At 46.6% G+C, this 21,383-nt stretch carries 35 protein-coding genes and 1 rRNA gene; 7 read left to right on the top strand and 29 right to left on the bottom strand.

Going from position 1 to position 21,383, the window contains the following annotated elements; translation table 11 throughout:
- From CBX96_RS20930 to CBX96_RS20910, 5 genes are all read right to left on the bottom strand, one after another.
- A 16S ribosomal RNA gene (locus CBX96_RS20930) occupies positions 1–119 on the bottom strand; the annotation flags it as partial.
- Positions 120–596: 477 nt separating this feature from the next.
- Positions 597–1,178: a TlpA disulfide reductase family protein gene (locus CBX96_RS20925; RefSeq protein ID WP_109287946.1), complete on the bottom strand. Its 582-nt coding sequence runs from the start codon at positions 1,176–1,178 to the stop codon at positions 597–599.
- Positions 1,175–1,654, bottom strand: coding sequence for a heme lyase NrfEFG subunit NrfF (gene nrfF / locus CBX96_RS20920; RefSeq protein WP_011621044.1), 480 nt, complete (start codon positions 1,652–1,654; stop codon positions 1,175–1,177). The genes CBX96_RS20925 and nrfF overlap by 4 nt, the downstream gene beginning before the upstream one ends.
- Positions 1,651–2,205: a DsbE family thiol:disulfide interchange protein gene (locus CBX96_RS20915; RefSeq protein WP_109287945.1), complete on the bottom strand. Its 555-nt coding sequence runs from the start codon at positions 2,203–2,205 to the stop codon at positions 1,651–1,653. Before CBX96_RS20915 ends, nrfF begins: the two co-directional genes overlap by 4 nt.
- 11 nt (positions 2,206–2,216) lie before the next feature.
- Positions 2,217–4,196, bottom strand: coding sequence for a heme lyase CcmF/NrfE family subunit (locus CBX96_RS20910; RefSeq protein WP_109287944.1), 1,980 nt, complete (start codon positions 4,194–4,196; stop codon positions 2,217–2,219).
- Positions 4,197–4,595: 399 nt separating this feature from the next.
- On the opposite strand from CBX96_RS20910, the gene ccmI reads away from it, so the two are divergent.
- Positions 4,596–5,843: a c-type cytochrome biogenesis protein CcmI gene (ccmI, locus tag CBX96_RS20905; protein WP_109287943.1), complete on the top strand. Its 1,248-nt coding sequence runs from the start codon at positions 4,596–4,598 to the stop codon at positions 5,841–5,843.
- Positions 5,844–5,926: 83 nt separating this feature from the next.
- Here the strand turns inward: ccmI and CBX96_RS20900 are convergent, their stop codons facing one another.
- The gene (locus CBX96_RS20900) at positions 5,927–6,226 is read right to left on the bottom strand and encodes a cytochrome c5 family protein (RefSeq protein WP_011621040.1); all 300 of its coding nucleotides are present in this window, start codon (positions 6,224–6,226) and stop codon (positions 5,927–5,929) included.
- A gap of 325 nt (positions 6,227–6,551) precedes the next feature.
- On the opposite strand from CBX96_RS20900, the gene ccmA reads away from it, so the two are divergent.
- The 6 genes from ccmA to CBX96_RS20870 all read left to right on the top strand — a co-directional run bounded on the left by ccmA (position 6,552) and on the right by CBX96_RS20870 (position 10,449).
- Entirely contained in the window at positions 6,552–7,202 is a 651-nt protein-coding gene (gene ccmA, locus CBX96_RS20895; protein WP_086904164.1) for a cytochrome c biogenesis heme-transporting ATPase CcmA, read from the top strand.
- An 11-nt stretch (positions 7,203–7,213) separates the two neighbouring features.
- Positions 7,214–7,900, top strand: coding sequence for a heme exporter protein CcmB (gene ccmB, locus CBX96_RS20890; protein WP_023265614.1), 687 nt, complete (start codon positions 7,214–7,216; stop codon positions 7,898–7,900).
- Between the two features lies 1 nt (position 7,901).
- Positions 7,902–8,648: a heme ABC transporter permease gene (locus CBX96_RS20885; RefSeq protein WP_011621037.1), complete on the top strand. Its 747-nt coding sequence runs from the start codon at positions 7,902–7,904 to the stop codon at positions 8,646–8,648.
- A complete protein-coding gene (gene ccmD / locus CBX96_RS20880; protein ID WP_011621036.1) occupies positions 8,648–8,848 on the top strand; it encodes a heme exporter protein CcmD in 201 nt (66 codons plus the stop codon). Before CBX96_RS20885 ends, ccmD begins: the two co-directional genes overlap by 1 nt.
- Positions 8,845–9,330: a cytochrome c maturation protein CcmE gene (ccmE, locus tag CBX96_RS20875; RefSeq protein ID WP_109287942.1), complete on the top strand. Its 486-nt coding sequence runs from the start codon at positions 8,845–8,847 to the stop codon at positions 9,328–9,330. Before ccmD ends, ccmE begins: the two co-directional genes overlap by 4 nt.
- Positions 9,331–9,444: 114 nt before the next feature.
- Positions 9,445–10,449 (top strand): ABC transporter substrate-binding protein, encoded by a 1,005-nt coding sequence (locus CBX96_RS20870; protein WP_109287941.1) that lies wholly within the window; start codon positions 9,445–9,447, stop codon positions 10,447–10,449.
- 64 nt (positions 10,450–10,513) lie between these two features.
- On the opposite strand, the gene rplQ is transcribed toward CBX96_RS20870, so the two are convergent.
- The 23 genes from rplQ to rpsS form a co-directional block, all read right to left on the bottom strand.
- Positions 10,514–10,909, bottom strand: coding sequence for a 50S ribosomal protein L17 (gene rplQ, locus CBX96_RS20865; protein WP_011621033.1), 396 nt, complete (start codon positions 10,907–10,909; stop codon positions 10,514–10,516).
- A gap of 40 nt (positions 10,910–10,949) precedes the next feature.
- Positions 10,950–11,939: a DNA-directed RNA polymerase subunit alpha gene (locus CBX96_RS20860; RefSeq protein WP_011070632.1), complete on the bottom strand. Its 990-nt coding sequence runs from the start codon at positions 11,937–11,939 to the stop codon at positions 10,950–10,952.
- A 24-nt stretch (positions 11,940–11,963) separates the two neighbouring features.
- Positions 11,964–12,584, bottom strand: a complete 621-nt coding sequence (gene rpsD / locus CBX96_RS20855; protein ID WP_011070631.1) for a 30S ribosomal protein S4 — start codon at positions 12,582–12,584, stop codon at positions 11,964–11,966.
- 31 nt (positions 12,585–12,615) lie between these two features.
- Complete coding sequence (gene rpsK / locus CBX96_RS20850; RefSeq protein WP_006083577.1) at positions 12,616–13,008, bottom strand: 30S ribosomal protein S11; 393 nt, start codon at positions 13,006–13,008, stop codon at positions 12,616–12,618.
- Positions 13,009–13,022: 14 nt separating this feature from the next.
- A complete protein-coding gene (gene rpsM, locus CBX96_RS20845; protein ID WP_089066698.1) occupies positions 13,023–13,379 on the bottom strand; it encodes a 30S ribosomal protein S13 in 357 nt (118 codons plus the stop codon).
- 115 nt (positions 13,380–13,494) lie between these two features.
- Positions 13,495–13,608, bottom strand: coding sequence for a 50S ribosomal protein L36 (gene rpmJ, locus CBX96_RS20840; protein ID WP_006083579.1), 114 nt, complete (start codon positions 13,606–13,608; stop codon positions 13,495–13,497).
- A gap of 21 nt (positions 13,609–13,629) precedes the next feature.
- Complete coding sequence (gene secY, locus CBX96_RS20835) at positions 13,630–14,970, bottom strand: preprotein translocase subunit SecY (RefSeq protein ID WP_011621032.1); 1,341 nt, start codon at positions 14,968–14,970, stop codon at positions 13,630–13,632.
- A 7-nt stretch (positions 14,971–14,977) separates the two neighbouring features.
- Positions 14,978–15,412 carry a 50S ribosomal protein L15 gene (gene rplO / locus CBX96_RS20830; protein ID WP_011070628.1) on the bottom strand — a complete coding sequence of 145 codons (435 nt, stop codon included), beginning with the start codon at positions 15,410–15,412 and terminating at the stop codon, positions 14,978–14,980.
- Between the two features lie 3 nt (positions 15,413–15,415).
- Positions 15,416–15,598 carry a 50S ribosomal protein L30 gene (rpmD, locus tag CBX96_RS20825; RefSeq protein ID WP_007644440.1) on the bottom strand — a complete coding sequence of 61 codons (183 nt, stop codon included), beginning with the start codon at positions 15,596–15,598 and terminating at the stop codon, positions 15,416–15,418.
- A 6-nt stretch (positions 15,599–15,604) separates the two neighbouring features.
- Positions 15,605–16,108, bottom strand: a complete 504-nt coding sequence (gene rpsE / locus CBX96_RS20820; protein ID WP_007644438.1) for a 30S ribosomal protein S5 — start codon at positions 16,106–16,108, stop codon at positions 15,605–15,607.
- Positions 16,109–16,120: 12 nt separating this feature from the next.
- A complete protein-coding gene (gene rplR / locus CBX96_RS20815) occupies positions 16,121–16,471 on the bottom strand; it encodes a 50S ribosomal protein L18 (RefSeq protein ID WP_011715467.1) in 351 nt (116 codons plus the stop codon).
- Between the two features lie 10 nt (positions 16,472–16,481).
- The gene (rplF, locus tag CBX96_RS20810; protein ID WP_011715466.1) at positions 16,482–17,015 is read right to left on the bottom strand and encodes a 50S ribosomal protein L6; all 534 of its coding nucleotides are present in this window, start codon (positions 17,013–17,015) and stop codon (positions 16,482–16,484) included.
- A 10-nt stretch (positions 17,016–17,025) separates the two neighbouring features.
- Entirely contained in the window at positions 17,026–17,418 is a 393-nt protein-coding gene (gene rpsH / locus CBX96_RS20805) for a 30S ribosomal protein S8 (protein ID WP_007644434.1), read from the bottom strand.
- A 24-nt stretch (positions 17,419–17,442) separates the two neighbouring features.
- Positions 17,443–17,748, bottom strand: coding sequence for a 30S ribosomal protein S14 (rpsN, locus tag CBX96_RS20800; protein WP_011621030.1), 306 nt, complete (start codon positions 17,746–17,748; stop codon positions 17,443–17,445).
- A gap of 10 nt (positions 17,749–17,758) precedes the next feature.
- On the bottom strand, positions 17,759–18,298 hold the full coding sequence (rplE, locus tag CBX96_RS20795) for a 50S ribosomal protein L5 (RefSeq protein WP_011715464.1): 540 nt from the start codon (positions 18,296–18,298) through the stop codon (positions 17,759–17,761).
- A 12-nt stretch (positions 18,299–18,310) separates the two neighbouring features.
- Positions 18,311–18,625: a 50S ribosomal protein L24 gene (gene rplX, locus CBX96_RS20790; protein ID WP_011070623.1), complete on the bottom strand. Its 315-nt coding sequence runs from the start codon at positions 18,623–18,625 to the stop codon at positions 18,311–18,313.
- An 11-nt stretch (positions 18,626–18,636) separates the two neighbouring features.
- A complete protein-coding gene (gene rplN / locus CBX96_RS20785; RefSeq protein WP_011715463.1) occupies positions 18,637–19,005 on the bottom strand; it encodes a 50S ribosomal protein L14 in 369 nt (122 codons plus the stop codon).
- A 178-nt stretch (positions 19,006–19,183) separates the two neighbouring features.
- The gene (gene rpsQ, locus CBX96_RS20780) at positions 19,184–19,432 is read right to left on the bottom strand and encodes a 30S ribosomal protein S17 (protein ID WP_011070622.1); all 249 of its coding nucleotides are present in this window, start codon (positions 19,430–19,432) and stop codon (positions 19,184–19,186) included.
- Positions 19,432–19,623, bottom strand: coding sequence for a 50S ribosomal protein L29 (gene rpmC / locus CBX96_RS20775; RefSeq protein WP_007644429.1), 192 nt, complete (start codon positions 19,621–19,623; stop codon positions 19,432–19,434). Before rpmC ends, rpsQ begins: the two co-directional genes overlap by 1 nt.
- A complete protein-coding gene (rplP, locus tag CBX96_RS20770; protein ID WP_006083593.1) occupies positions 19,623–20,033 on the bottom strand; it encodes a 50S ribosomal protein L16 in 411 nt (136 codons plus the stop codon). The genes rpmC and rplP overlap by 1 nt, the downstream gene beginning before the upstream one ends.
- Positions 20,034–20,044: 11 nt before the next feature.
- Positions 20,045–20,737 carry a 30S ribosomal protein S3 gene (gene rpsC / locus CBX96_RS20765; RefSeq protein ID WP_011070621.1) on the bottom strand — a complete coding sequence of 231 codons (693 nt, stop codon included), beginning with the start codon at positions 20,735–20,737 and terminating at the stop codon, positions 20,045–20,047.
- A gap of 9 nt (positions 20,738–20,746) precedes the next feature.
- Positions 20,747–21,079: a 50S ribosomal protein L22 gene (gene rplV / locus CBX96_RS20760; protein WP_006083595.1), complete on the bottom strand. Its 333-nt coding sequence runs from the start codon at positions 21,077–21,079 to the stop codon at positions 20,747–20,749.
- Between the two features lie 15 nt (positions 21,080–21,094).
- Entirely contained in the window at positions 21,095–21,373 is a 279-nt protein-coding gene (gene rpsS / locus CBX96_RS20755) for a 30S ribosomal protein S19 (RefSeq protein ID WP_006083596.1), read from the bottom strand.
- Positions 21,374–21,383 lie beyond the last annotated feature (10 nt).

The following is a 21,383-nucleotide window of genomic DNA, read 5'->3' as shown; positions in this document are numbered from 1 at the left end:
TACTCACCCGTCCGCCGCTCGCCACCTCAGGAGTAAACTCCCTTGTGCTGCCGCTCGACTTGCATGTGTTAGGCCTGCCGCCAGCGTTCAATCTGAGCCATGATCAAACTCTTCAATTAAAAGTTTTGTGAATCCGAAGATTCGGCTCAATGAATTCTGAATCGACTTAACTTAATAAGTCGTTGTACATATTGCTATGAACACTCATTCATTGATTTAAATTTTGATTACTCGCCAAACGGCAGAGTAATTTCGATTAACTCAACACCTGTGAGTGTCCACACAGATTTCTTGTTTAGATTGTTAAAGAGCATTTGACCTCAGCTTTCGCGTTACCGCTCAGCGGGTCAGGGCTGCGTATTCTACGCATTTCCCTTATCGCGTCAAGGCGTTTTTACAAACTTCTTGAGGCTTTCGAATCAACTGCACATTTTGCATTCGATTCTGACTGATACTGCGTTCGCTTTCGCTGTCTGCCGTGTCAGTGGATGCGCATTATAGGCAGCAGAACTTTTTACGCAAGTGCTTTTTAAAAGAAAAAAGATCGCATGGCGATCTTTTCTACAATAGCGTTCTATTTACGTGCAATCTGCTGCTTAATTCAGCTTTTTCGCGCCTTTATCGATAAAACCTTGGATCAGCGATACGGCTTTTGCGTCATCCCAGTCGACAAATGATCGCACAAACGCGATCAATTGGCCGTTTTGATCGAGAATAAAGGTCGCGGGGATAGTATCTAATGGAAACACTTGCCCGAGGTTTTGTTCAGGATCGTAGTAGGAGTTAAAGTTCGCCATGCCTAATGAGGTTAGAAACGGCTGAACTTGCTGTTTGCCATCCGCATCGATAGAAATAGGTAATAGTGCAAACTCTTCCGCTTTAAACTTTGTCGCCAATCGTTCAATCGCTGGTAACTCTCTGACACAGGGAGGACACCAAGTCGCCCACATGTTCACCATCACGACTTTGCCTTTGTATTGGCTGAAATCGATAGCCTTGCCATCGACGTCACTAAAGGCAACGGGTTCGATAGGATAAGTTTTTGGCAAAACGTTAATCAGATCGACAGTCGACTCTATCGGCTTATTTGCCTGCTGCATGCCAGGGTACGCTTGAGCACCACCAGCAAAGGCAACAGACAGACTCGCTAGGATTGCAGCTAAGGCAAATGACTTCATTTATTATCACGCTTTAATAGAGCATCAAGCGCTTTTTGATCTTCGGCGCTGATTTCAGGCTCGGTCGTGCCACCGATGCGCTGCTTGCGGATAAAGATGAAACCAATGATAAGACCGAGCAGCAACAAACCTACTGGACCTAACCAAAGAATATAGGTTTTGGTTTCCATTTTCGGTTTGTAGAGGACAAACTCACCATAACGGCTGGTCATAAACTCGATGATCTCATCATCGCCCTTGCCTTCATCGACCATCTTGTAGACTTCAAGACGCAGATCTCGGGCAACGGGTGAGTTAGAGTCGATCAGGTTTTGGTTTTGACATTGCGGGCAACGCAACTCATGGGCCAGTGATAGACCGCGTTTTTGGTTTTCTGGCGATTTAAACTCGTAGGTATCGACAGGTGTCGCCATCGCCGTTGTTGCCATACTCAGCAACAATACTAAACCACCGATGATTTTTGTCAGAGTTTTCACGCTGCACCATCCTTCGCCGCTTCAGCTTGTAATTGTTGGATCATAGGGTACAGAGTTTCGCTCCACACGCGTTGGTCGATTGGACCCGCGTAACGGAAGCGAATAATACCTTTATGATCGACAATAAAGCTTTCTGGCGCGCCATACACACCCAAATCTAACCCTAAGCGTCCATCCTTATCGAAGATGTTGATATGGTATGGGTCGCCTTGACGTTTCAATTCTTCCAGTGCGGGAATACGCTCATCGCGGTAGTTAATCCCGTAGATAGGCAGAATATTTTGGCGTTTCAGCATGACTAAGAAAGGATGCTCATACTTACAAGATGGGCACCAAGTGGCCCATACGTTAAGTAGTGACACTTTACCTTTCAGTTGCTCATTGGTAATCATCTCGCTTGGTGTTTCGAGACGTTCCAGTTGGAAAGCCGGGATCGGCTTTCCTTCCAGAGCTGAATCCAGTTTCTGTGGATTTAAAAACAATCCTTTGTATAAAAATACCCCCATGCCAAGAAAGATGACTAATGGGATAAACAGAACCAACTTCTTCATACATTCCCCAATTATTGCGCGGTAGCTAATTTCGCTTTTTCAGCTTGTGGCTTAACCGTAGCGGCCACTTTTGAGCGATAGCGTTTATCCGATGCGGCAAAGAAACCACCGACCATCATGAATATTGCTCCAAACCATAACCAACGAACAAAAGGTTTGTAGTTCAAGCGCACAGCAAATTCAGTGCTGCTGATTGGATCGCCCATGGTGACATATAAGTCACGGAACAGACCCCAATCGATACCAGCTTCGGTCATATCCATGGTACGCACATTGTATTGGCGACGATCGGGCTTGAGTAAGGTCAGCAATTTATCGCCTTTGTAGATCTCAATTTGACCTTGCTGCGCGGTGTAGTTAGGACCAACCACGTTCTTAGTCTCAAGATATTTGAAGGTGTAGCCCGCAAGCTCTTGGCTCACGCCAGGCCCCATACGCACACTCTTCTCAATCGAGTAGTTCGACACCATAGTGGCACCGATCACTGACACGGCAATACCTAAGTGGGCCAAAATCATACCCAATTGGCTACGCCCCATACGCGCCACGCTCACTTCGCCGTCTTTTGGCTTAACGATATTGTAAGCGGCTCTTGCAGTTGCCAACACAATCCAAGCGGCTGCAGCGATACCACAGGCAACCCAAGCGTTAAAGGCACCATCGACAATAAACGGTGTCACGATACCAATCGCTGCCGAGACTAAAGCTGGCACCAATAATTGGCGCTTGAGCTCACCTGCTTTGGATTTCTTCCAACGGATGATTGGACCGACACCCATAAAGCCAAACAGTACAAGAACGATAGGCACAAACACAGCGTTGAAGTATGGAGGCCCAACAGAAATCTTACCCATGCCTAATGCATCGATCAGCAGTGGATATAAAGTACCTAATAACACTGTACCCGCAGCAACCGTGAGTAACACGTTACAGACTAACAGCATGGTTTCTTTTGATTTCAGCTCGAAACGTGCAGGGCTGCTCATTTCACTGGCGCGGAAGGCAAACAGCGTGAGCGAGCCGCCGATGGCTAAACCAAGCAGCAACAGAATAAACATACCGCGGCTTGGATCGGCTGCGAAGGAGTGCACAGAGGTCAGTACACCCGAACGTACAATAAAGGTACCGAGTAAGCTTAATGAGAAAGCGAAGATAGACAGTAATACGGTCCAGTTACGGAACGCACCACGTTTTTCGGTCACGATCAGCGAATGCACTAATGCCGTGCCCACCAACCAAGGCATAAAGGAGGCGTTTTCGACGGGATCCCAGAACCACCAGCCACCCCAGCCTAATTCGTAGTATGCCCACCAAGAACCTAAAGCAATACCGCCCGTGAGGAAAATCCAAGCGGCTAACGTCCAAGGACGTGACCAACGCGCCCACGCAGAGTCAAGGTGACCACTCATGAGAGCGGCAATCGCGAAGGCAAAACTCACCGAGAAACCAACATAACCTAAGTACAACATTGGTGGGTGGAAGATTAAGCCCACGTCCTGCAGCATTGGGTTTAAGTCGCGACCTTCGGCCGGCATTGGGAATAGGCGTTCAAATGGGCTAGATGTGAGCAGCATAAATAAGCTGAAGCCAATCACGATCAATGCAAGTACCGCCAGTACCCTAGCGGTGAACACTTCTTCTAAGCCTTTACTGAATAAGGCAACTGAAGCCGCCCAGGTCGATAGTGCAAACACCCAGAACAGCAGTGACCCTTCATGACCGCCCCATACGGCCGCAATCTTAAAGAAGATAGGTAACTGGGAATTCGAGTGATGTGCCACATAGGCAACGGAGAAGTCATCAACGGCAAAGCTGTAACCAAGAGATACTACGGATAAAGCGATAAAGAAGAACATTCCGTAGGTTAACGGCCAAGCATACCTCACTAGATATTGGTCTTTACGGGCAACACCTATAAGGGGAACGCTGACTAATAAGAAGGCGAATGCCACTCCTATAATCAGCGAAAAGTGTCCAAGTTCTGGGATCATGGGTTTTCCTCAGTCTCTAATAATATGTTGATTTAGAAAGACTCTAGATCAACGCACAACATGCTGTTCACACAAATGCACGAAATTTGGTTCATTTTAGTATTTGCTATTGTTCCTGTCTGCCTATTTCATACAAAACTGGGTGACTTGTCTCATTCTCAGTTTTTGACTAAATGTTGCCACCACAGGCCTACAGTTTTGCATGTGACAGATAAATGAGCCTTAAGTTTCATACAAAATTTACTAGATGGATCAATTTGTGAACCAGTGCCCAACTCTCAGTTTTCACTGCAATGATGGTCTTATATTACTGTTCAATGAATAATCTTTACGTATAATCTTGCTTCCAAGCCGGCGGTAACAACCGCTTTTATGCAAACTAAAGTGAATATAGAAACAATGACGACATTTTGGATTTTTATTGCGCTTGTTGTGTTGGTCAGCTTACTGCTGATCTGGATCCCGCATTTCAGACAGCAAAAGTTGTTACGCACTGAAGAAGCCGGCGTTCGCAGACAAACTAACCTTGAATTGTTCAATGAACGTCTTGCCACGCTTGAGAAAGAACTCAATGAAGAACTGCTCGACCAAGCTGAATTTGATGCACTGAAGAAAGAGCTAGAAATTAGCCTACTCCAAGACATCAAACAAGCGAGCGATGATTCACTCGTCAACCAGATCAAACCTAAGAGCATACTGTGGCCATCCGTCATGTCTGTCTGCTTGATTGCGATCTCAGGTTATCTCTATCAGCACTTGGGCGCCTTTGAGAATATTGGTAACACTCAGCCAGCGAATCCACATGCGGGTATGGACGCGGCGCAAATCATGGCGCAGCGCGTACAGATGATGGAAGCTCAAGTACAATCCGAGCCAGAAAACAGCCAAGCTTGGTTCAGTCTGGGTCATGCTTATATTTCAGCTAACCAGTTCGATAAAGCCGTTGCTGCGTTCGATAAAGTCATGGACTTAGTCGGTAAGCATGCAGAACTGTTAGGCCCGAAAGCGACCGCACTGTACTACAAAGCCGGTCAGCAAATGACGCCACAGATTCAAGCCCTGATCGATGAATCCTTAGCATTAGATCCACAGGATCCATCGACCTTACTGCTCGTAGGTATGGATGCTTTCTTCACAGCTAACTATCAAAAAGCCATCGATTCATGGCAGACCATTCTAAGCAGCGACCGCACCGATGTAGACCGCGCCGCACTGATGAATGCGATTGAAACAGCCAACCTACGTATGCAAGGCGAAACCGCTGGCATGCCTAACGATGACGTACATAAGCAGGCAAAAGTTGCGACTAAGTCTGTGAGCATTGCGATTTCAATTTCACCCGAACTGGCCGCACAAGCTGGCCCAGATGACACTATCTTCGTCTTCGCCCGCGCGACTGAAGGTCCTAAAGTGCCATTAGCGGCAACTAAGGTGAGCGCAAAATCTTTACCTGTAACAGTAACTCTCGATGACAGCACGGGTATGGGCGGCGATGTGAAACTGAGCCAAACTGCGAGTGTTGAAGTGATTGCGGTGTTGTCTAAGCATGGCAATATCAAACCTCAAGCAGGTGATATTCAAGGCAAGGTCAGCAAAGTGAATGTGGGTGATACTGCAAGCTTAGTGTTAGATACCCAAGTACAATAAGTTATCCGCACCTAGCGCTAAGCTTCGGCTTAGCGCAGACATAAAAAAACCGGCTGATGCCGGTTTTTTTAACACTGCAAAAATTACTGAGCTTTAGACATAAACTCGATAGCTGCTTTGTAATCTTCGTCAGTACAATCAGTACACATACCACCTGGTGGCATTGCGTTTAAGCCAGTTTTTACACTGTGCAACAGAGTGTCCATACCTTTTGCTAAGCGTGGTTCCCACTCAGCAGCGTTGTGCGCCTTTGGAGCACCAGCAACACCCATGCTGTGGCATACGGTACATGCCTTGTTGAAAATAGCTTCAGCATCTTGAGCTGAAACGTTGACTGACATAGTCAAAGCAGCGACTGCAGTCATTGCTAACAGTTTTTTCATGTTCAATGTTCCTAATGCAAATACGTACAAAGCTCTCGCTGCCCTTTGAGGCAGACTCATTATAGCGAACTAAGATTACTACAAACTTCAATAAATCTCATCTTTTTGTGATTAGAATCTCAGCACAAATGATATAAGGCGACAAGCGTGACAAATTCGTTAATATATTAGCAAGTATTAAAAAAGTTCGATTAGTTCGAGAAATATTGCGGTTATTGGAACCACATCAAATTGCTGACATCTAGTATTAAGCAAGTGTAAACCCCGCAATATCGTTTGTGTTAGAATCACTTGTGTTTCCTTCCGGCTTGAGATAGAGGGTTCAGTGACAAATATAACTTCAGTAAACACACTGGTATCGGCGAGCAAGCTGACATGTATCCGCGAAGAACGCATCCTGTTTGATGAATTAAGTTTTGATATTAATGCTGGCGATATCGTCCAGATCGAAGGCCCAAATGGCGCCGGCAAAACCAGTTTATTACGTATATTGGCAGGCTTATCTCGTCCCTACGCTGGACAAACTTTTTATCTCAATGAAGATATTAACCGTTGCCGCGACGAATATAACGAAGACCTATTGTATTTAGGCCATCTTGCCGGGGTGAAATCCGAATTAACCGCTGAAGAAAACCTTAACTTCAATTTAAGAATCAGTGGCTATGATGATTTCGATACTTCCGCCATTCTCGCTAAAGTGAATTTAGCCGGGTTTGAGGAAGCACTCGCCGGGCATTTATCCGCTGGTCAACACCGCCGTACAGCATTAGCCAGACTCTGGCACAATGACTGTAAAGTGTGGATCCTCGATGAGCCTTTTACCGCAATCGATAAAAGAGGTGTCGAAGAGCTTGAACAATTATTTATTCAACATGCGGATAATGGTGGCTGCGTGATCCTCACCACTCACCAAGATATGGGCATTATCAAAGATGATAGGCTTCGTAAAATTCGTCTAGATTATCGCTTCGTATAAGGTTTGGCATAATGAAAAGAGGCATCAGCTTTACTACAGCGTTTTTCACCTTACTACAACGGGATCTAAAAATCGCCATTCGTCACCGCGGCGATATCTTTAATCCCTTGTTATTCTTCATCATGGTAGTCACATTATTCCCACTCGGTATAGGTCCTGAACCACAAATGCTAGCCCGTATTGCCCCAGGGATTATTTGGGTTGCGGCATTACTCGCATCTATGCTTTCACTCGAGCGTTTATTTAAAGCCGACTTTAGCGATGGCAGCTTAGAGCAAATGCTACTCAGCCCACAGCCACTATCGGTTTTAGTGTTAGCCAAAGTATTAGCCCACTGGCTACTGACTGGCGTGCCACTCATTATTATCGCGCCACTGCTGGCGGTGCTGCTCAATTTAGACACCAACAGTTATGGTGCACTGATTGCAACACTTACACTAGGCACACCAGTTTTATCTCTCTTGGGCGCAATTGGTGTGGCCCTAACTGTGGGTCTGCGTAAAGGCGGCGTGTTGCTGAGTCTGCTTATTTTACCACTTTATATTCCTGTGCTGATTTTTGCGACCAGCGCCATTGATGCTGCAGGAATGAATTTACCCTATGATGGTCAGCTCGCTATAATTGGCGCCATGTTGATCGGTTCGTTAACCTTAGCACCCTTTGCAATTGGTGCATCTCTGCGAGTGAGTACTAACTAAAATGTGGAAATGGTTACACCCTTACGCGGATCCTGAACGCGCTTACAAGTTATCAGGAACATTATTTCCATGGTTTGCCACCTTGGCCTGTCTTTTTATTACCGTCGGCACTGTATGGGGATTGATGTTTGCCCCAACGGATTATCAACAAGGTGATAGCTACCGAATTATCTTTATCCATGTACCAGCAGCTTCGATGTCAATGGCTGCCTACATGGGCATGGCGACAGCCGCATTTATCGGCCTAGTATGGCAAGTTAAACTGGCTGACTGGGCAGCGGCTTCTATTGCACCCATTGGCGCGGTAATTACCTTTATCGCACTGTTTACTGGCGCCGCTTGGGGTAAACCCATGTGGGGAACTTGGTGGGTATGGGATGCGCGTCTAACGTCTGAATTAGTACTACTCTTCCTTTATTTAGGTGTGATCTCGCTCTATGCCTCCTTTGAAGACAAAGTGCTGGCAGCTCGTGCAGCAGGGATCTTAGCGATCGTTGGCGTGATCAATATTCCGATCATCAAATACTCTGTGGAATGGTGGAGCTCACTGCATCAACCATCAACTATTAAAATTACCTCTAAATCGACTATGTCGAGTGAAATGTTATACCCACTTTTAATCAATATTTTAGGTTTCGGCCTTATGATAGGGGCTATCACTATTGTGAGATTTAGAGCAGAAATCTTAGCAAGAAACGGCATGCGCCCTTGGGTGCGTGAACTTGCCAAAGCTGAGGAGGTCAAATAATGCAATTCGATTCTATCAGTGATTTTTTTAACATGGGCGGCTATGCCTTTTATGTGTGGCTTGCCTATGGCGTGACCTTCTTCTGTTTATCGACGTTGATCATCACCAGCGCGCGCCAAAAGCGCAAAGTGCTAATTGAAATAGCGAAGAAGATGAACCGCGAAGAGCGCCTCAAAGAAACTAGGAGTACCAAATCGTGAACCCAAGACGCAAAAAGAGACTGACGTTAGCCATAGCATTGATCGGTGGCGTAGCCGCGATTGCTTCGCTACTGCTGTATGCGCTGAACTCCAACTTGAACTTATTCTATACCCCGTCTGAAATCGTTAACGGTAAGGCCGACACCGGCGTTAAACCCGAAGCGGGTCAGCGTATTCGTGTGGGCGGCATGGTAACGGTCGGCTCTATGGTACGCGATCCAAACAGCCTGCATGTACAATTTGCCGTTCACGATTCATTAGGTGGCGAAATCATGGTGACCTACGACGATCTGCTGCCCGATCTGTTCCGTGAAGGACAAGGTATCGTGGCGCAAGGCGTACTAGGGGAAGACGGCAAGTTGGCCGCGACCGAGGTTCTGGCAAAGCATGATGAAAACTACATGCCGCCAGAAGTGGCCGAAGCCATGGGCCAAAAACATGAGAAGCTAGATTACAGCCAGCAGAAATCAGCAACACAATAGCTGTTATCCCGTCTCTGTTAATACCTAAAGAGCCTCTTCGGAGGCTTTTTTATTGGCCGAACACCCTCAGAGACTGAACTATAATTAACGCAGTATTCCCACAGGAAACTGTGTATGCAACCAATAAAGCCACAACAAAGAAGATGGCGGCAACTCCTTATCTTACTTCTCGCCTGCATCTCTCCCACGCTCTATGCCGCGAAGGTCGTGGTGATTGAGAGCTATCACCAGAGCTATCTTTGGGATAGACAATATTATCAGGCCATACTCGATAAACTCACACCTGAACATCAAGTCACGCATTTCGAAATGGACACCAAGCGGCTACCTAAGGAGCGCTATGGCGAACGCGCCGAGTTAGCCTGGCAGTTCATTGTGCAGCAACAACCTCAACTCGTTATTCTTGCCGACGACAATGCCGTCAATTATCTTCATGAACGACTCAATGCCAGTCAAATTCCGGTGGTTTATCTAGGAGTAAATATGAATCCTAGGCAATACCATTTAAACGACTATAAGCGCTTTACAGGCGTACTCGAGAGACCCTTGCTGAAACGCTCACTGTTATTACTACAGCGCGTCCTACCATCACAAAAGCACCGGAAAATTTTAGTGCTATTCGATGACAGCAATACTTCTAAGCTCGCCGCAGACTATATCAGCAACCACCAAACCAGCCATCTAAGTGATATCGAGATCCATATACTGAAATTGGCAAGCCTAAAAGACTGGCAGCAACAGGTGTTATCCGCCAAAGATAATGGCTATAGCGCTATTGTCGTTGCCCTATATCATGCGGTGAGAGATGAGCAGGATCAGTCGGTTAATGCCGACCAATTATTAGCGTGGATAGAAAGTAATTCGCCAGTGCCTAATTTTGGCTTCTGGGGATTTAGTATTAATGCCAACGGTAATATCGGTGGTTATGTGCTCGATGGTTATCATCACGGCAGCATCGCAGCTGACATGGCAAAGCGCATTCTCGCCGGCGAGAAGCCTGAGAGCATCTTCCCGGTAACAGACGATCTTGGGCAATACCGATTTAGCCGCACAGGGATGAAGAAATGGCAATTGACATTGCCGAAGGAAATTGAAAAACAAACGACTTGGGTGGATTAACCCAAAAGCGCTAAAAACAAAAAACCGGGCTTAGAGCCCGGTTTTTCAAACTTTGTAACCTTAATTACTCAGCAGCTTCAACTTCAACAGCTTGAGCAGCTTCTGGACGACCTACTAGCTCGATGTAAGCCATTGGGGCTTTATCACCAGCACGTAAACCGCACTTAAGGATACGGGTGTAGCCACCAGGACGTTCCTGGTAACGTGGACCCAATTCAGTGAATAACTTACCTACGACTTCAGCGTCGCGAGTACGTGCAAACGCTAAACGACGGTTTGCAACGCTGTCACTCTTAGCAAGTGTTATCAGAGGCTCAACTACGCGACGCAGTTCTTTCGCTTTAGCTACGGTTGTCTTGATGATCTCATGACGAACCAGTGAGCTTGCCATGTTACGGAACATAGCTTGGCGGTGGCTGCTGTTGCGGTTAAGTTGACGACCACTCTTACGATGGCGCATGACCTAATCCTTATAACCTAAATCTGTACAAACCTGAGACTTATAGGTCGTCTGCTAAACTAGCTGGAGGCCAGTTTTCCAGACGCATACCTAACGACAGTCCGCGAGAAGCTAAAACGTCCTTAATTTCAGTAAGAGATTTCTTACCTAAGTTAGGGGTCTTCAGCAGCTCAACTTCAGTACGCTGTACCAGATCTCCGATGTAATGAATCGCTTCGGCTTTCAAACAGTTAGCCGAACGTACAGTTAGCTCTAAATCGTCGACAGGACGCAACAGAATCGGATCGAACTCCGGCTTCTCTTCTTTCATTTCTGGCTCAGTCACGTCGCGCAGCTCAACAAACGCATCCAGCTGTTCAGCTAAGATGGTTGCAGAACGACGGATAGCTTCCTCAGGATCGATAGTACCGTTAGTGGTCATATCGATAACGAGTTTATCCAAGTCAGTACGCTGTTCCACACGAGCTGCTTCTACATTGTAGGCAATACGTGCAACTGGCGAGAAAGAAGCATCAACCAGCAAGCGGCCGATTGGGCGATCATCGTCTTCAGTCTGTGCACGAGCAGATGCTGGCACATAACCACGACCACGCTCAACGCGAATACGCATGCTGATATCATTGTTACCTGTTAAATGACAGATAACATGATCAGGATTCACGATAGTGACATCACCATCATGCGTGATATCTGCTGCGATGACAGGGCCTGCGCCGGACTTGCTTAATGTAAGCATAGCCTCGTCTTTACCCTCGATAGTCACTGCTAACCCTTTCAGGTTCAGCAAGATTTCAAGGATATCTTCTTGTACGCCTTCCTTACTGCTGTATTCGTGCAGTACGCCGTCAATCTCGACTTCGGTAACCGCGCAGCCGGGCATAGACGACAATAGGATGCGACGCAACGCGTTACCTAAAGTGTGGCCGAAACCACGCTCAAGCGGTTCCAAAGTAACCTTGGCACGTGTTGAGTTAACCTGCTCGATATCAACGAGACGCGGTTTAAGAAATTCTGTAACAGAACCCTGCATTGTGTCCTCTCTTGTTTGTTAGCCTTACTTAGAGTAAAGCTCGACGATCAGCTGTTCGTTAATTTCCGCAGACAAATCGCTACGTTCTGGAATACGCTTGAAAGCACCTTCCATTTTCGCGCTGTCGACTTCAACCCATGTAGGCTTCTCGCGTTGAGCTGCCACTTCTAAAGCTGCTTTGATACGAGCTTGAGTACGTGACTTTTCACGGATGCTTACAACATCATTCGCAGACACTTTGAATGACGGAATGTTAACAACACGACCGTTTACCATAACTGACTTATGGCTCACTAGCTGACGTGATTCTGCACGAGTCGCACCGAAACCCATACGATAAACAACGTTATCTAAACGAGTTTCTAAAAGTTGCAACAGGTTCTCACCAGTGTTGCCTTTCAGACGTGCAGCCTCTTTGTAGTAGTTACGGAATTGTTTTTCTAACACACCGTAAATACGACGAACTTTTTGTTTTTCGCGTAACTGTAAACCGTACTCTGACAGACGTGGCTTACGAGCGCCATGCTGTCCAGGTGCTGATTCCAGTTTACACTTTGAATCGATTGCTCTCACACCGCTTTTTAAGAAAAGGTCAGTACCTTCTCGGCGGCTGAGCTTGAGCTTGGGACCCAAGTATCTTGCCATGATCTTTCTCCAACTATCCTAATGAAACGCGTTATACACGACGCTTTTTAGGAGGACGACAACCATTATGAGGGATCGGCGTCACATCGGTAATGTTGGTAATTTTGTAACCAACAGCGTTCAGCGCACGAATGGCTGATTCACGACCTGGACCTGGACCCTTCACAAACACTTCAAGGTTTTTTAAACCGTAGTCTTGAGCAGCAGCACCTGCACGCTCAGCAGCTACCTGTGCAGCAAATGGAGTAGATTTACGTGAACCACGGAAACCTGAACCACCTGAAGTAGCCCATGACAACGCATTACCTTGACGATCTGTAATGGTGACAATTGTGTTGTTGAAAGAAGCATGGATATGAGCCATGCCATCTGCAACCTGTTTACGTACGCGCTTACGCGGAGAACGTGACGGAACTTTAGCCATTGTCTACCTTCCCGTTACTTCTTGATTGGTTTACGTGGACCTTTACGCGTACGCGCATTGGTCTTAGTACGTTGCCCACGAAGAGGCAGGCTACGACGATGGCGGAGACCACGATAACAACCAAGATCCATAAGACGCTTGATGTTCATAGAAATCTCACGACGTAAGTCACCTTCTACTAAGTATTTGGCAACTTCTTCGCGTAGGGTGTCGATTTGAGCTTCGCTCAATTCCTTGATCTTAGCAGTTTCAGCAATTGCTGTAGCCGCGCAGATTGCTCTAGCGCGAGTACGGCCGATGCCGAAAATTGCAGTCAATGCGATGACTGTATGCTTTTGATCAGGAATGTTAATGCCAGCGATACGGGCCACTATGCACTCCTTAAGTTAAAGGCCAACTGCGAAAAGCCCGAAAGGATACTCGACAGTTGACAGATTTGCAAACAATATTTTGTTCAGCCCAACATTGGGCTGAACAATCTTTCTATTAGCCTTGACGCTGTTTGTGTTTTGGTTCAACACAGATAACGCGTACAACGCCACTACGCTTGACGATCTTGCAGTTACGGCAGATCTTCTTCACGGAAGCTCGAACTTTCATTTCATCACTCCGTAAAGCTACTTAGCGACCAAAGCGATCTAAGTTCGCTTTGTTTACTAGGTTAGCTTTCTTCATCACAGACTCATACTGATGTGACATCATATGGGTCTGAACCTGAGCCATGAAGTCCATGATTACGACTACCATAATTAGTAGTGAAGTACCGCCAAAATAGAACTGTACTTTCCACGCAATTAACATGAACTCCGGAATTAAACAGATAAAGGTAATGTATAACGCGCCAGCTAATGTCAGGCGAGTCATTACTTTATCAATGTAACGCGAAGTCTGTTCTCCAGGACGGATCCCAGGGATGAATGCACCACTCTTCTTCAGGTTATCTGCTGTTTCACGTGGGTTAAATACCAACGCAGTATAGAAGAAACAGAAGAAGATAATCGCTGCTGCATACAATAATGAGTAAAGCGGTTGTCCTGGTGACACAGCCAGTGAAAAATCACTTAACCATGACATAGACTCATTTTGACCAAACCACTGAGCCAGTGTGCCTGGGAACAAAATGATGCTTGACGCAAAAATTGGGGGAATTACACCCGCCATGTTTATTTTCAGCGGCAAGTGAGTAGATTGCGCAGCGAACACCTTACGGCCTTGCTGGCGCTTAGCGTAGTTAACAACGATACGACGTTGACCACGCTCTACAAACACCACGAAATAAGTCACAGCAAAAATAATTACCGCGAGCAACAACAATACTAACACATTCAGGTCACCTTGACGCGCCTGCTCAGCCGTTTGGCCGATAGCGGAAGGTAATCCAGCAACAATACCTGCGAAAATTAAAATCGAGATACCGTTACCTATACCTCGTTCGGTAATTTGCTCACCTAGCCACATAAGGAACATGGTTCCTGTTACTAAGCTCACAACCGCTACAAAGTAGAAACCGAATCCAATGTTGACCACAAGGCCAGGGACTAAGTTTGGTAACCCTGTTGCAATACCGATCGACTGGAATGTACCCAGCACCAACGTACCCCAACGTGTATACTGACTGATTTTTTTACGTCCAGACTCGCCTTCTTTTTTCAATTCAGCGAGTGCAGGATGCACAACAGTCAATAACTGCATGATAATCGACGCCGAAATATACGGCATGATACCTAATGCAAAGATAGAAGCACGGGAAAGAGCACCACCCGAGAACATGTTAAACATGCCCAGGATGGTCCCTTTTTGCTGAGCAAACAGCTCTGCTAATACAGCTGCGTCAATACCAGGAATTGGCACAAACGAACCGGCTCTAAAGACGATAATCGCACCAATCACGAACAGGAGGCGAGCTTTCAACTCAGAAAGTCCACCTTTCGCGCTTTTTAAATCAAGTCCTGGTTTTGCCATCGACGTATTATTCCTCGATCTTACCGCCAGCAGCTTCAATCGCTGCACGTGCACCTTTGGTTACCTTCAGACCTTTTACGGTCACTGGGCGCTCAATGGTACCTGAAAGAACGATTTTCGCAAACTGGATGTTGCGAGTAATAACGTTCGCATCTTTCAGAGCGTTTAAGTCGATAACATCACCGTTAACTTTAGCTAGTTCGAGTACACGAACTTCAGCTGTTACCATAGCGCGACGCGAGGTAAAACCAAATTTAGGTAAACGGATCTTAAGTGGCATTTGACCACCCTCGAAGCCTGGGCGTACACCGCCACCGCTACGAGATTTTTGGCCTTTGTGACCACGACCAGCAGTTTTACCTAAACCTGAACCCATACCACGGCCTACACGCTTTGGTGCATGCTTAGCGCCTGCAGCTGGAGATAGAGTATTTAAACGCATCTATTAATCCTCCACCTTAACCATGTAGTAGACCTTGTTGATCATACCGCGAACTGAAGGAGTATCTTCTAATTCAACAGTGTGACCAATGCGACGCAGACCAAGACCAGTTAAGGTCGCACGGTGCTTTGGTAAACGACCGATAGCACTTTTAGTCTGAGTAACTTTTACAGTTTTAGTTGCCATGGTGCATTACCCCCGAATTTCGTCAACATTCAGGCCACGCTTAGCTGCGATTTGCGAAGGTGACTTCATGTGCACCAGAGCATCTACAGTCGCGCGAACGATGTTGATCGGGTTAGTAGAACCGTATGCTTTTGACAGAACGTTATGAACGCCTGCAACTTCTAATACGGCACGCATTGCGCCACCGGCGATAATACCGGTACCCTGTGATGCTGGTTGCATGTATACACGTGAACCAGTATGACGACCTTTAACTGGGTGATGCAGAGTGCCTGCATTCAACTCAACGGTCACCATGTTACGACGGGCTTTTTCCATAGCTTTTTGAATCGCTGCTGGAACTTCGCGCGCTTTACCATAGCCATAGCCGACCTTACCGTTACCATCACCCACTACTGTTAGTGCTGTGAAGCTAAAGATACGACCGCCCTTAACTACTTTAGAAACACGATTAACTGCAATTAATTTCTCTTGCAGATCGTCTTTTTGCTGAGCTTCTAATTTAGCCATTTTTATAACCCCTTAGAACTGGAGGCCAGCTTCACGAGCAGCATCTGCCAGAGCAGCTACACGACCGTGATACTTGAAACCAGAACGATCGAACGCAACAGTCGTTACGCCTTTCTCGATCGCGCGTTCAGCAATAAATTTACCTACTGCTTTAGCCGCGTCTACGTTACCGGTACTCTTCAGTTGCTCTTTAACCGCTTTTTCCACGGTTGAAGCAGCTGCCACCACCTGAGCTTCAGGATTGATCACCTGAGCATAAATGTGACGCGGTGTACGATGTACAACCAGACGGTTCACGCCCAGCTCTTGGATCTTCTTACGAGCGCGAATAGCGCGACGTAAGCGAGATGTTTTCTTATCCATATCGCGTTACCTACTTCTTCTTAGCCTCTTTACGGCGTACTTCTTCGTCGTCATAGCGAACACCCTTGCCTTTATATGGCTCTGGTGGACGGTATCCGCGAATCTCAGCAGCGACTTGGCCAATTAACTGTTTATCAACGCCACGTAGGACGATGTCAGTTTGGCTTGGACACTCTGCAGTAACGCCTGCGGGCAGTTTGTGTACTAACGGATGAGAGAAACCTAAAGTCAGGTCAATGTCAGAACCGACGAGCTTCGCACGGTAACCAACGCCAACTAACTTTAACTTACGCTCAAAACCTTGAGATACACCAACAACCATGTTGTTTACTAATGCACGTGTGGTACCAGCCTGTGCCCAAGCGCCAACAGCGCCTTCAACAGGTAGGAACTTGATCACGCCATCTTCAATAACAACATTGACCGCATTGTTGATCACTCGAGTCAGACTTCCTTTCGCGCCTTTGACGGTCAGGGTCTGTTCGTTTAAGGTCACCTCTACGCCAGCTGGAATAGATACTGGTGCTTTTGCTACACGAGACATTCCTAGCTCCTTATGCTACGTAGCAGATAACCTCGCCACCCATGCCTGCAAGGCGGGCGGCACGATCAGTCATCAGGCCTTTAGAAGTGGACACAATTGCGACACCCAGTCCGCCCATCACTTTTGGTAACTCGTTTTTACCTTTGTAAATACGAAGACCAGGACGGCTTACGCGCTGGATAGTCTCAACGACTGGTTGGCCTTGGAAATACTTTAAAGTAATTTCCAGTTCAGGCTTGGCTTCATCTGCTACGGCGTAATCAGCGATGTAACCTTCTTCTTTAAGCAGTTTCGCGATAGCGACTTTCAGCTTAGCAGAAGGCATCTTCACAGATACTTTGTTAGCAGCTTGGCCGTTACGAATACGGGTTAACATATCCGCAATAGGATCTTGCATGCTCATATTAGCTTACTCCGTGACAAGTGCTTACCAGCTAGCCTTACGCAGGCCAGGAACTTCACCACGCATGGTTGCTTCACGTAACTTGATACGGCTTAAACCGAACTTACGCAGGAAACCATGTGGGCGACCAGTTTGATTACAACGATTGCGTTGACGCGATGCGCTGGAATCACGTGGTAGAGCTTGCAGCTTTAATACTGCATCCCAACGGTCTTCGTCAGAAGAAGCTGGATTTGCAATAATTGCTTTCAGAGCAGCGCGCTTTTCAGCGAACTTAGCTACGAGCTGTGCACGCTTTGCTTCACGTGCTTTCATTGATGTTTTTGCCATTACGCTACCCTTATTTCTTGAATGGGAAGTTAAAAGCGTCTAACAAAGCACGACCTTCTTCATCAGAATTCGCAGAGGTAGTGATAACAATATCCATACCGCGAATTTTATCGATTTTATCGTAATCGATTTCTGGGAAAATGATCTGCTCACGCACGCCCATTGCGTAGTTACCACGGCCGTCGAACGCTTTAGCGCTCAGACCACGGAAGTCACGAATACGTGGGATTGCGATGTCAACTAAACGCTCTAAGAATTCCCACATACGCTCACCGCGCAGGGTCACTTTACAGCCAATAGGGTAGCCTTCACGGATTTTAAAACCAGCAACTGATTTACGAGCAACAGTCACTACTGGTTTTTGACCAGCGATTGCAGTCATGTCACGAACAGCATGTTCCATAACTTTTTTGTCTGCAACGGCTTCGCCAACACCCATGTTCAGGGTGATTTTCTCAATCCGAGGGACTTGCATGACACTGGTATAACCGAACTTTTTAGTCAGTTCAGCGACAACAGTCTCTTGATATTTATCATGCAGTTTCGCCATCGTTTACTCCAGTTACTTAACGAGTTCACTGTTCGATTTAAAGAAACGAACTTTTTTGCCGTCTTCAAATCGGAAACCAACACGATCCGCCTTGCCAGTGACAGGGTTAAAGATCGCAACATTTGATGCTTGAATCGGTGCTTCTTTCTCAACAATACCACCGGCTACACCCAGTTGTGGGTTTGGCTTTTGGTGTTTCTTGACAAGATTGATGCCTTCAACAATTAACTTACCAGTAGGTAATACTTGAGCAACTTTAGCGCGTTTGCCCTTGTCTTTACCTGCTAATACGATTACTTCGTCTTGACGACGGATTTTAGCTGCCATTTTGAAGCTCCTTACAGTACTTCTGGTGCCAGCGAGACAATCTTCATGAACTGCTCAGAGCGCAATTCACGTGTCACTGGTCCAAAGATACGAGTGCCAATCGGCTGCAGGTTGTTGTTCAGAAGAACTGCTGCATTCCGATCGAAGCGAATGACAGAACCGTCTGGACGACGTACGCCTTTCTTAGTACGGACTACCACCGCGTTATACACATCACCTTTCTTCGCTTTAGCGCGAGGAATTGCTTCTTTAACAGAAACCTTGATGATGTCGCCGATACCGGCATAACGACGATGAGAGCCACCCAAGACCTTAATACACTGAACTCTGCGTGCGCCGCTGTTACATGCGACGTCAAGAGTCGATTGCATTTGGATCATTTTAAGTGCTCCGCTATCGTTACTACACAATTCCCACAATTGGGACTATAAACACCATTTTTGCTTTGAATTTAGTCAAAAATGGCGCGCAAATATAACACCATAAATATGGAATGTATAGTATTAAAAAACAAACGGCCCCAAATACTGGAGCCGTTTACCTAAATACCTAATACAATTAGGCCTTTGATACTACTTCAACCAGAGTCCAAGATTTAGTCTTAGACAGAGGACGACATTCGCGGATCGCTACTACATCGCCTTCGTTGCACTGATTAGCTTCATCGTGTGCATGGATCTTAGTCGTACGCTTAATGTACTTCCCATAGATTGGGTGTTTCACTTGGCGTTCGATAGCTACAGTAATGGTTTTATCCATTTTGTTGCTTGTCACACGACCTTGCAAAGTACGGATTTTATCAGACATTATGCACCCGCCTTAGAAGTAATAATGGTCTTAACGCGCGCAATGTTACGGCGCACTAATTTCAGTTGATGAGTCTGAGTCAACTGACCAGTGGCGTGTTGCATACGCAGGTTGAACTGCTCACGCAGCAGACCAAGTAGTTCAGCGTTCAATTCTTCAACGCTCTTTTCTCTTAGTTCGCTCGCTTTCATTACATCACCGTCTTAGTTACGAAGGTAGTCTTAATTGGAAGCTTGGCAGCAGCTAAAGCAAACGCTTCACGAGCGATCACTTCAGAAACACCATTCATCTCATAAAGAACCTTACCAGGTTGAATCTGACATACCCAGTATTCAACGTTACCTTTACCTTTACCCATACGCACTTCGAGAGGCTTAGAGGTAATTGGCTTGTCCGGGAAAACTCGAATCCAAATTTGTCCCTGACGCTTAATGTGACGTGTCATGGCACGACGTGCAGATTCGATCTGACGAGCAGTTAAACGACCACGGCCGACTGCTTTCAGACCAAAAGTACCAAAGCTAACTTCGGTACCGTTCGCTAGACCGCGGTTGCGGCCTTTGAACATCTTGCGAAACTTCATACGTTTAGGTTGCAGCATTGCCGGCTCTCCTATTTACCACGAGGCTTGCGCTTAGGTTGCTGCTGTTTCGGCTCTTCAATCTGTGGCAGCATTCCGTCCAGAACTTCACCTTTGAAGATCCAAACTTTAATACCAATCACACCGTATTGAGTGTGACTTTCAGAGGTTGAATAGTCGATATCAGCACGCAGTGTATGCAAAGGTACACGACCTTCACGGTACCACTCAGAGCGCGCAATCTCAGCACCGCCTAAACGGCCACTAACTTCAACTTTGATACCTTGAGCACCAATACGCATTGCGTTTTGAACCGCACGCTTCATAGCGCGACGGAACATAACACGACGCTCTAATTGCTGTGCAATTGAGTCAGCAACTAACTTGGCATCTAGCTCAGGTTTACGGATCTCAGCGATGTTAATTTGAGCAGGAGTGCCAGCCAGTTTTGAAACTGCAGCACGCAATACTTCAACGTCTTCACCTTTCTTACCGATCACAACGCCTGGACGGGCAGTGTGAATAGTAACGCGGATGCTTTTCGCTGGGCGTTCAATAACAATCTTAGATACTGATGCAGCTTGCAGTTTGTCTGCAAGATACTTACGCACTTCCCAGTCGCTGTTCAGGTTATTTGCATAATCTGACTTATCTGCGTACCAGGTAGAGATCCAAGGCTTGGTGATACCCAGACGGATACCATTAGGATGTACTTTCTGTCCCATTGCTCTCTCCTAGCGATCTGATACAACCACAGTGATGTGGCTGGTACGCTTCATGATACGATCAGCGCGGCCTTTAGCACGTGGCATGATACGCTTCATAGTTGGACCCTCGTCAACGAAGACGGCGCCTACTTTTAGCTCATCAATGTCAGCGCCTTCGTTGTGTTCGGCGTTTGCGATAGCTGAGTCAAGTACTTTTTTAACCAGTACGGCGGCTTTCTTTGGGCTGAAAGTCAAAATTTCGAGGGCCTTAGCAACAGGCAAACCACGAATTTGATCGGCAACCAGACGAGCCTTCTGCGCAGACGTACGGGCAAAACGATGTTTAGCTAAAACTTCCATCTTATTCCTCCCGTATTAACGCTTCTTCGCTTTCTTATCAGCAGCATGGCCGCGATAAGTGCGAGTTGGTGAGAATTCACCAAGTTTGTGGCCGATCATTTCGTCAGTTACGAACACAGGAACGTGCTGACGACCATTATGGACAGCGATGGTCAAACCAATCATGTTTGGAATGATCATTGAGCGACGTGACCAAGTCTTAATAGGCTTTTTGTCACCGGCTTCCATCGCTTTCTCTACCTTCTTCAGCAAGTGCAGGTCAATGAAGGGACCTTTCTTGAGAGAACGTGGCATGGCGAATCCT

It is taken from the genome of Shewanella sp. BC20 (assembly GCF_003129585.1).
Lineage (GTDB): Bacteria > Pseudomonadota > Gammaproteobacteria > Enterobacterales > Shewanellaceae > Shewanella > Shewanella seohaensis.
The sequence above is the reverse complement of the archived record's forward strand: the minus strand, read 5'-3'. Positions and strand labels throughout refer to the sequence as shown.

What these genes read in the sequence shown, in the direction of transcription:
- rplQ (WP_011621033.1), bottom strand. Translation starts at nt 10,909, where the DNA reads ATGCGCCATCGTAAGAGTGGTCGTCAACTTAACCGCAACAGCAGCCAC.
- CBX96_RS20925 (WP_109287946.1), bottom strand. Translation starts at nt 1,178, where the DNA reads ATGAAGTCATTTGCCTTAGCTGCAATCCTAGCGAGTCTGTCTGTTGCC.
- rplV (WP_006083595.1), bottom strand. Translation starts at nt 21,079, where the DNA reads ATGGAAGTTTTAGCTAAACATCGTTTTGCCCGTACGTCTGCGCAGAAG.
- ccmD (WP_011621036.1), top strand. Translation starts at nt 8,648, where the DNA reads ATGCAATTCGATTCTATCAGTGATTTTTTTAACATGGGCGGCTATGCC.
- rpmJ (WP_006083579.1), bottom strand. Translation starts at nt 13,608, where the DNA reads ATGAAAGTTCGAGCTTCCGTGAAGAAGATCTGCCGTAACTGCAAGATC.
- rpsE (WP_007644438.1), bottom strand. Translation starts at nt 16,108, where the DNA reads ATGGCTAAATTAGAAGCTCAGCAAAAAGACGATCTGCAAGAGAAATTA.
- CBX96_RS20915 (WP_109287945.1), bottom strand. Translation starts at nt 2,205, where the DNA reads ATGAAGAAGTTGGTTCTGTTTATCCCATTAGTCATCTTTCTTGGCATG.
- CBX96_RS20910 (WP_109287944.1), bottom strand. Translation starts at nt 4,196, where the DNA reads ATGATCCCAGAACTTGGACACTTTTCGCTGATTATAGGAGTGGCATTC.
- rpmC (WP_007644429.1), bottom strand. Translation starts at nt 19,623, where the DNA reads ATGAAAGCGAGCGAACTAAGAGAAAAGAGCGTTGAAGAATTGAACGCT.
- ccmB (WP_023265614.1), top strand. Translation starts at nt 7,214, where the DNA reads ATGAAAAGAGGCATCAGCTTTACTACAGCGTTTTTCACCTTACTACAA.
- rplN (WP_011715463.1), bottom strand. Translation starts at nt 19,005, where the DNA reads ATGATCCAAATGCAATCGACTCTTGACGTCGCATGTAACAGCGGCGCA.
- rpsQ (WP_011070622.1), bottom strand. Translation starts at nt 19,432, where the DNA reads ATGTCTGATAAAATCCGTACTTTGCAAGGTCGTGTGACAAGCAACAAA.
- rplX (WP_011070623.1), bottom strand. Translation starts at nt 18,625, where the DNA reads ATGGCAGCTAAAATCCGTCGTCAAGACGAAGTAATCGTATTAGCAGGT.
- CBX96_RS20885 (WP_011621037.1), top strand. Translation starts at nt 7,902, where the DNA reads ATGTGGAAATGGTTACACCCTTACGCGGATCCTGAACGCGCTTACAAG.
- ccmI (WP_109287943.1), top strand. Translation starts at nt 4,596, where the DNA reads ATGACGACATTTTGGATTTTTATTGCGCTTGTTGTGTTGGTCAGCTTA.
- rpsH (WP_007644434.1), bottom strand. Translation starts at nt 17,418, where the DNA reads ATGAGCATGCAAGATCCTATTGCGGATATGTTAACCCGTATTCGTAAC.
- rplF (WP_011715466.1), bottom strand. Translation starts at nt 17,015, where the DNA reads ATGTCTCGTGTAGCAAAAGCACCAGTATCTATTCCAGCTGGCGTAGAG.
- rplE (WP_011715464.1), bottom strand. Translation starts at nt 18,298, where the DNA reads ATGGCGAAACTGCATGATAAATATCAAGAGACTGTTGTCGCTGAACTG.
- rpsD (WP_011070631.1), bottom strand. Translation starts at nt 12,584, where the DNA reads ATGGCAAGATACTTGGGTCCCAAGCTCAAGCTCAGCCGCCGAGAAGGT.
- rpsK (WP_006083577.1), bottom strand. Translation starts at nt 13,008, where the DNA reads ATGGCTAAAGTTCCGTCACGTTCTCCGCGTAAGCGCGTACGTAAACAG.
- rpsS (WP_006083596.1), bottom strand. Translation starts at nt 21,373, where the DNA reads ATGCCACGTTCTCTCAAGAAAGGTCCCTTCATTGACCTGCACTTGCTG.
- secY (WP_011621032.1), bottom strand. Translation starts at nt 14,970, where the DNA reads ATGGCAAAACCAGGACTTGATTTAAAAAGCGCGAAAGGTGGACTTTCT.
- rpsC (WP_011070621.1), bottom strand. Translation starts at nt 20,737, where the DNA reads ATGGGACAGAAAGTACATCCTAATGGTATCCGTCTGGGTATCACCAAG.
- rplP (WP_006083593.1), bottom strand. Translation starts at nt 20,033, where the DNA reads ATGCTGCAACCTAAACGTATGAAGTTTCGCAAGATGTTCAAAGGCCGC.
- CBX96_RS20900 (WP_011621040.1), bottom strand. Translation starts at nt 6,226, where the DNA reads ATGAAAAAACTGTTAGCAATGACTGCAGTCGCTGCTTTGACTATGTCA.
- rpsN (WP_011621030.1), bottom strand. Translation starts at nt 17,748, where the DNA reads ATGGCAAAAACATCAATGAAAGCACGTGAAGCAAAGCGTGCACAGCTC.
- CBX96_RS20870 (WP_109287941.1), top strand. Translation starts at nt 9,445, where the DNA reads ATGCAACCAATAAAGCCACAACAAAGAAGATGGCGGCAACTCCTTATC.
- rplO (WP_011070628.1), bottom strand. Translation starts at nt 15,412, where the DNA reads ATGCGTTTAAATACTCTATCTCCAGCTGCAGGCGCTAAGCATGCACCA.
- rpmD (WP_007644440.1), bottom strand. Translation starts at nt 15,598, where the DNA reads ATGGCAACTAAAACTGTAAAAGTTACTCAGACTAAAAGTGCTATCGGT.
- rplR (WP_011715467.1), bottom strand. Translation starts at nt 16,471, where the DNA reads ATGGATAAGAAAACATCTCGCTTACGTCGCGCTATTCGCGCTCGTAAG.
- CBX96_RS20860 (WP_011070632.1), bottom strand. Translation starts at nt 11,939, where the DNA reads ATGCAGGGTTCTGTTACAGAATTTCTTAAACCGCGTCTCGTTGATATC.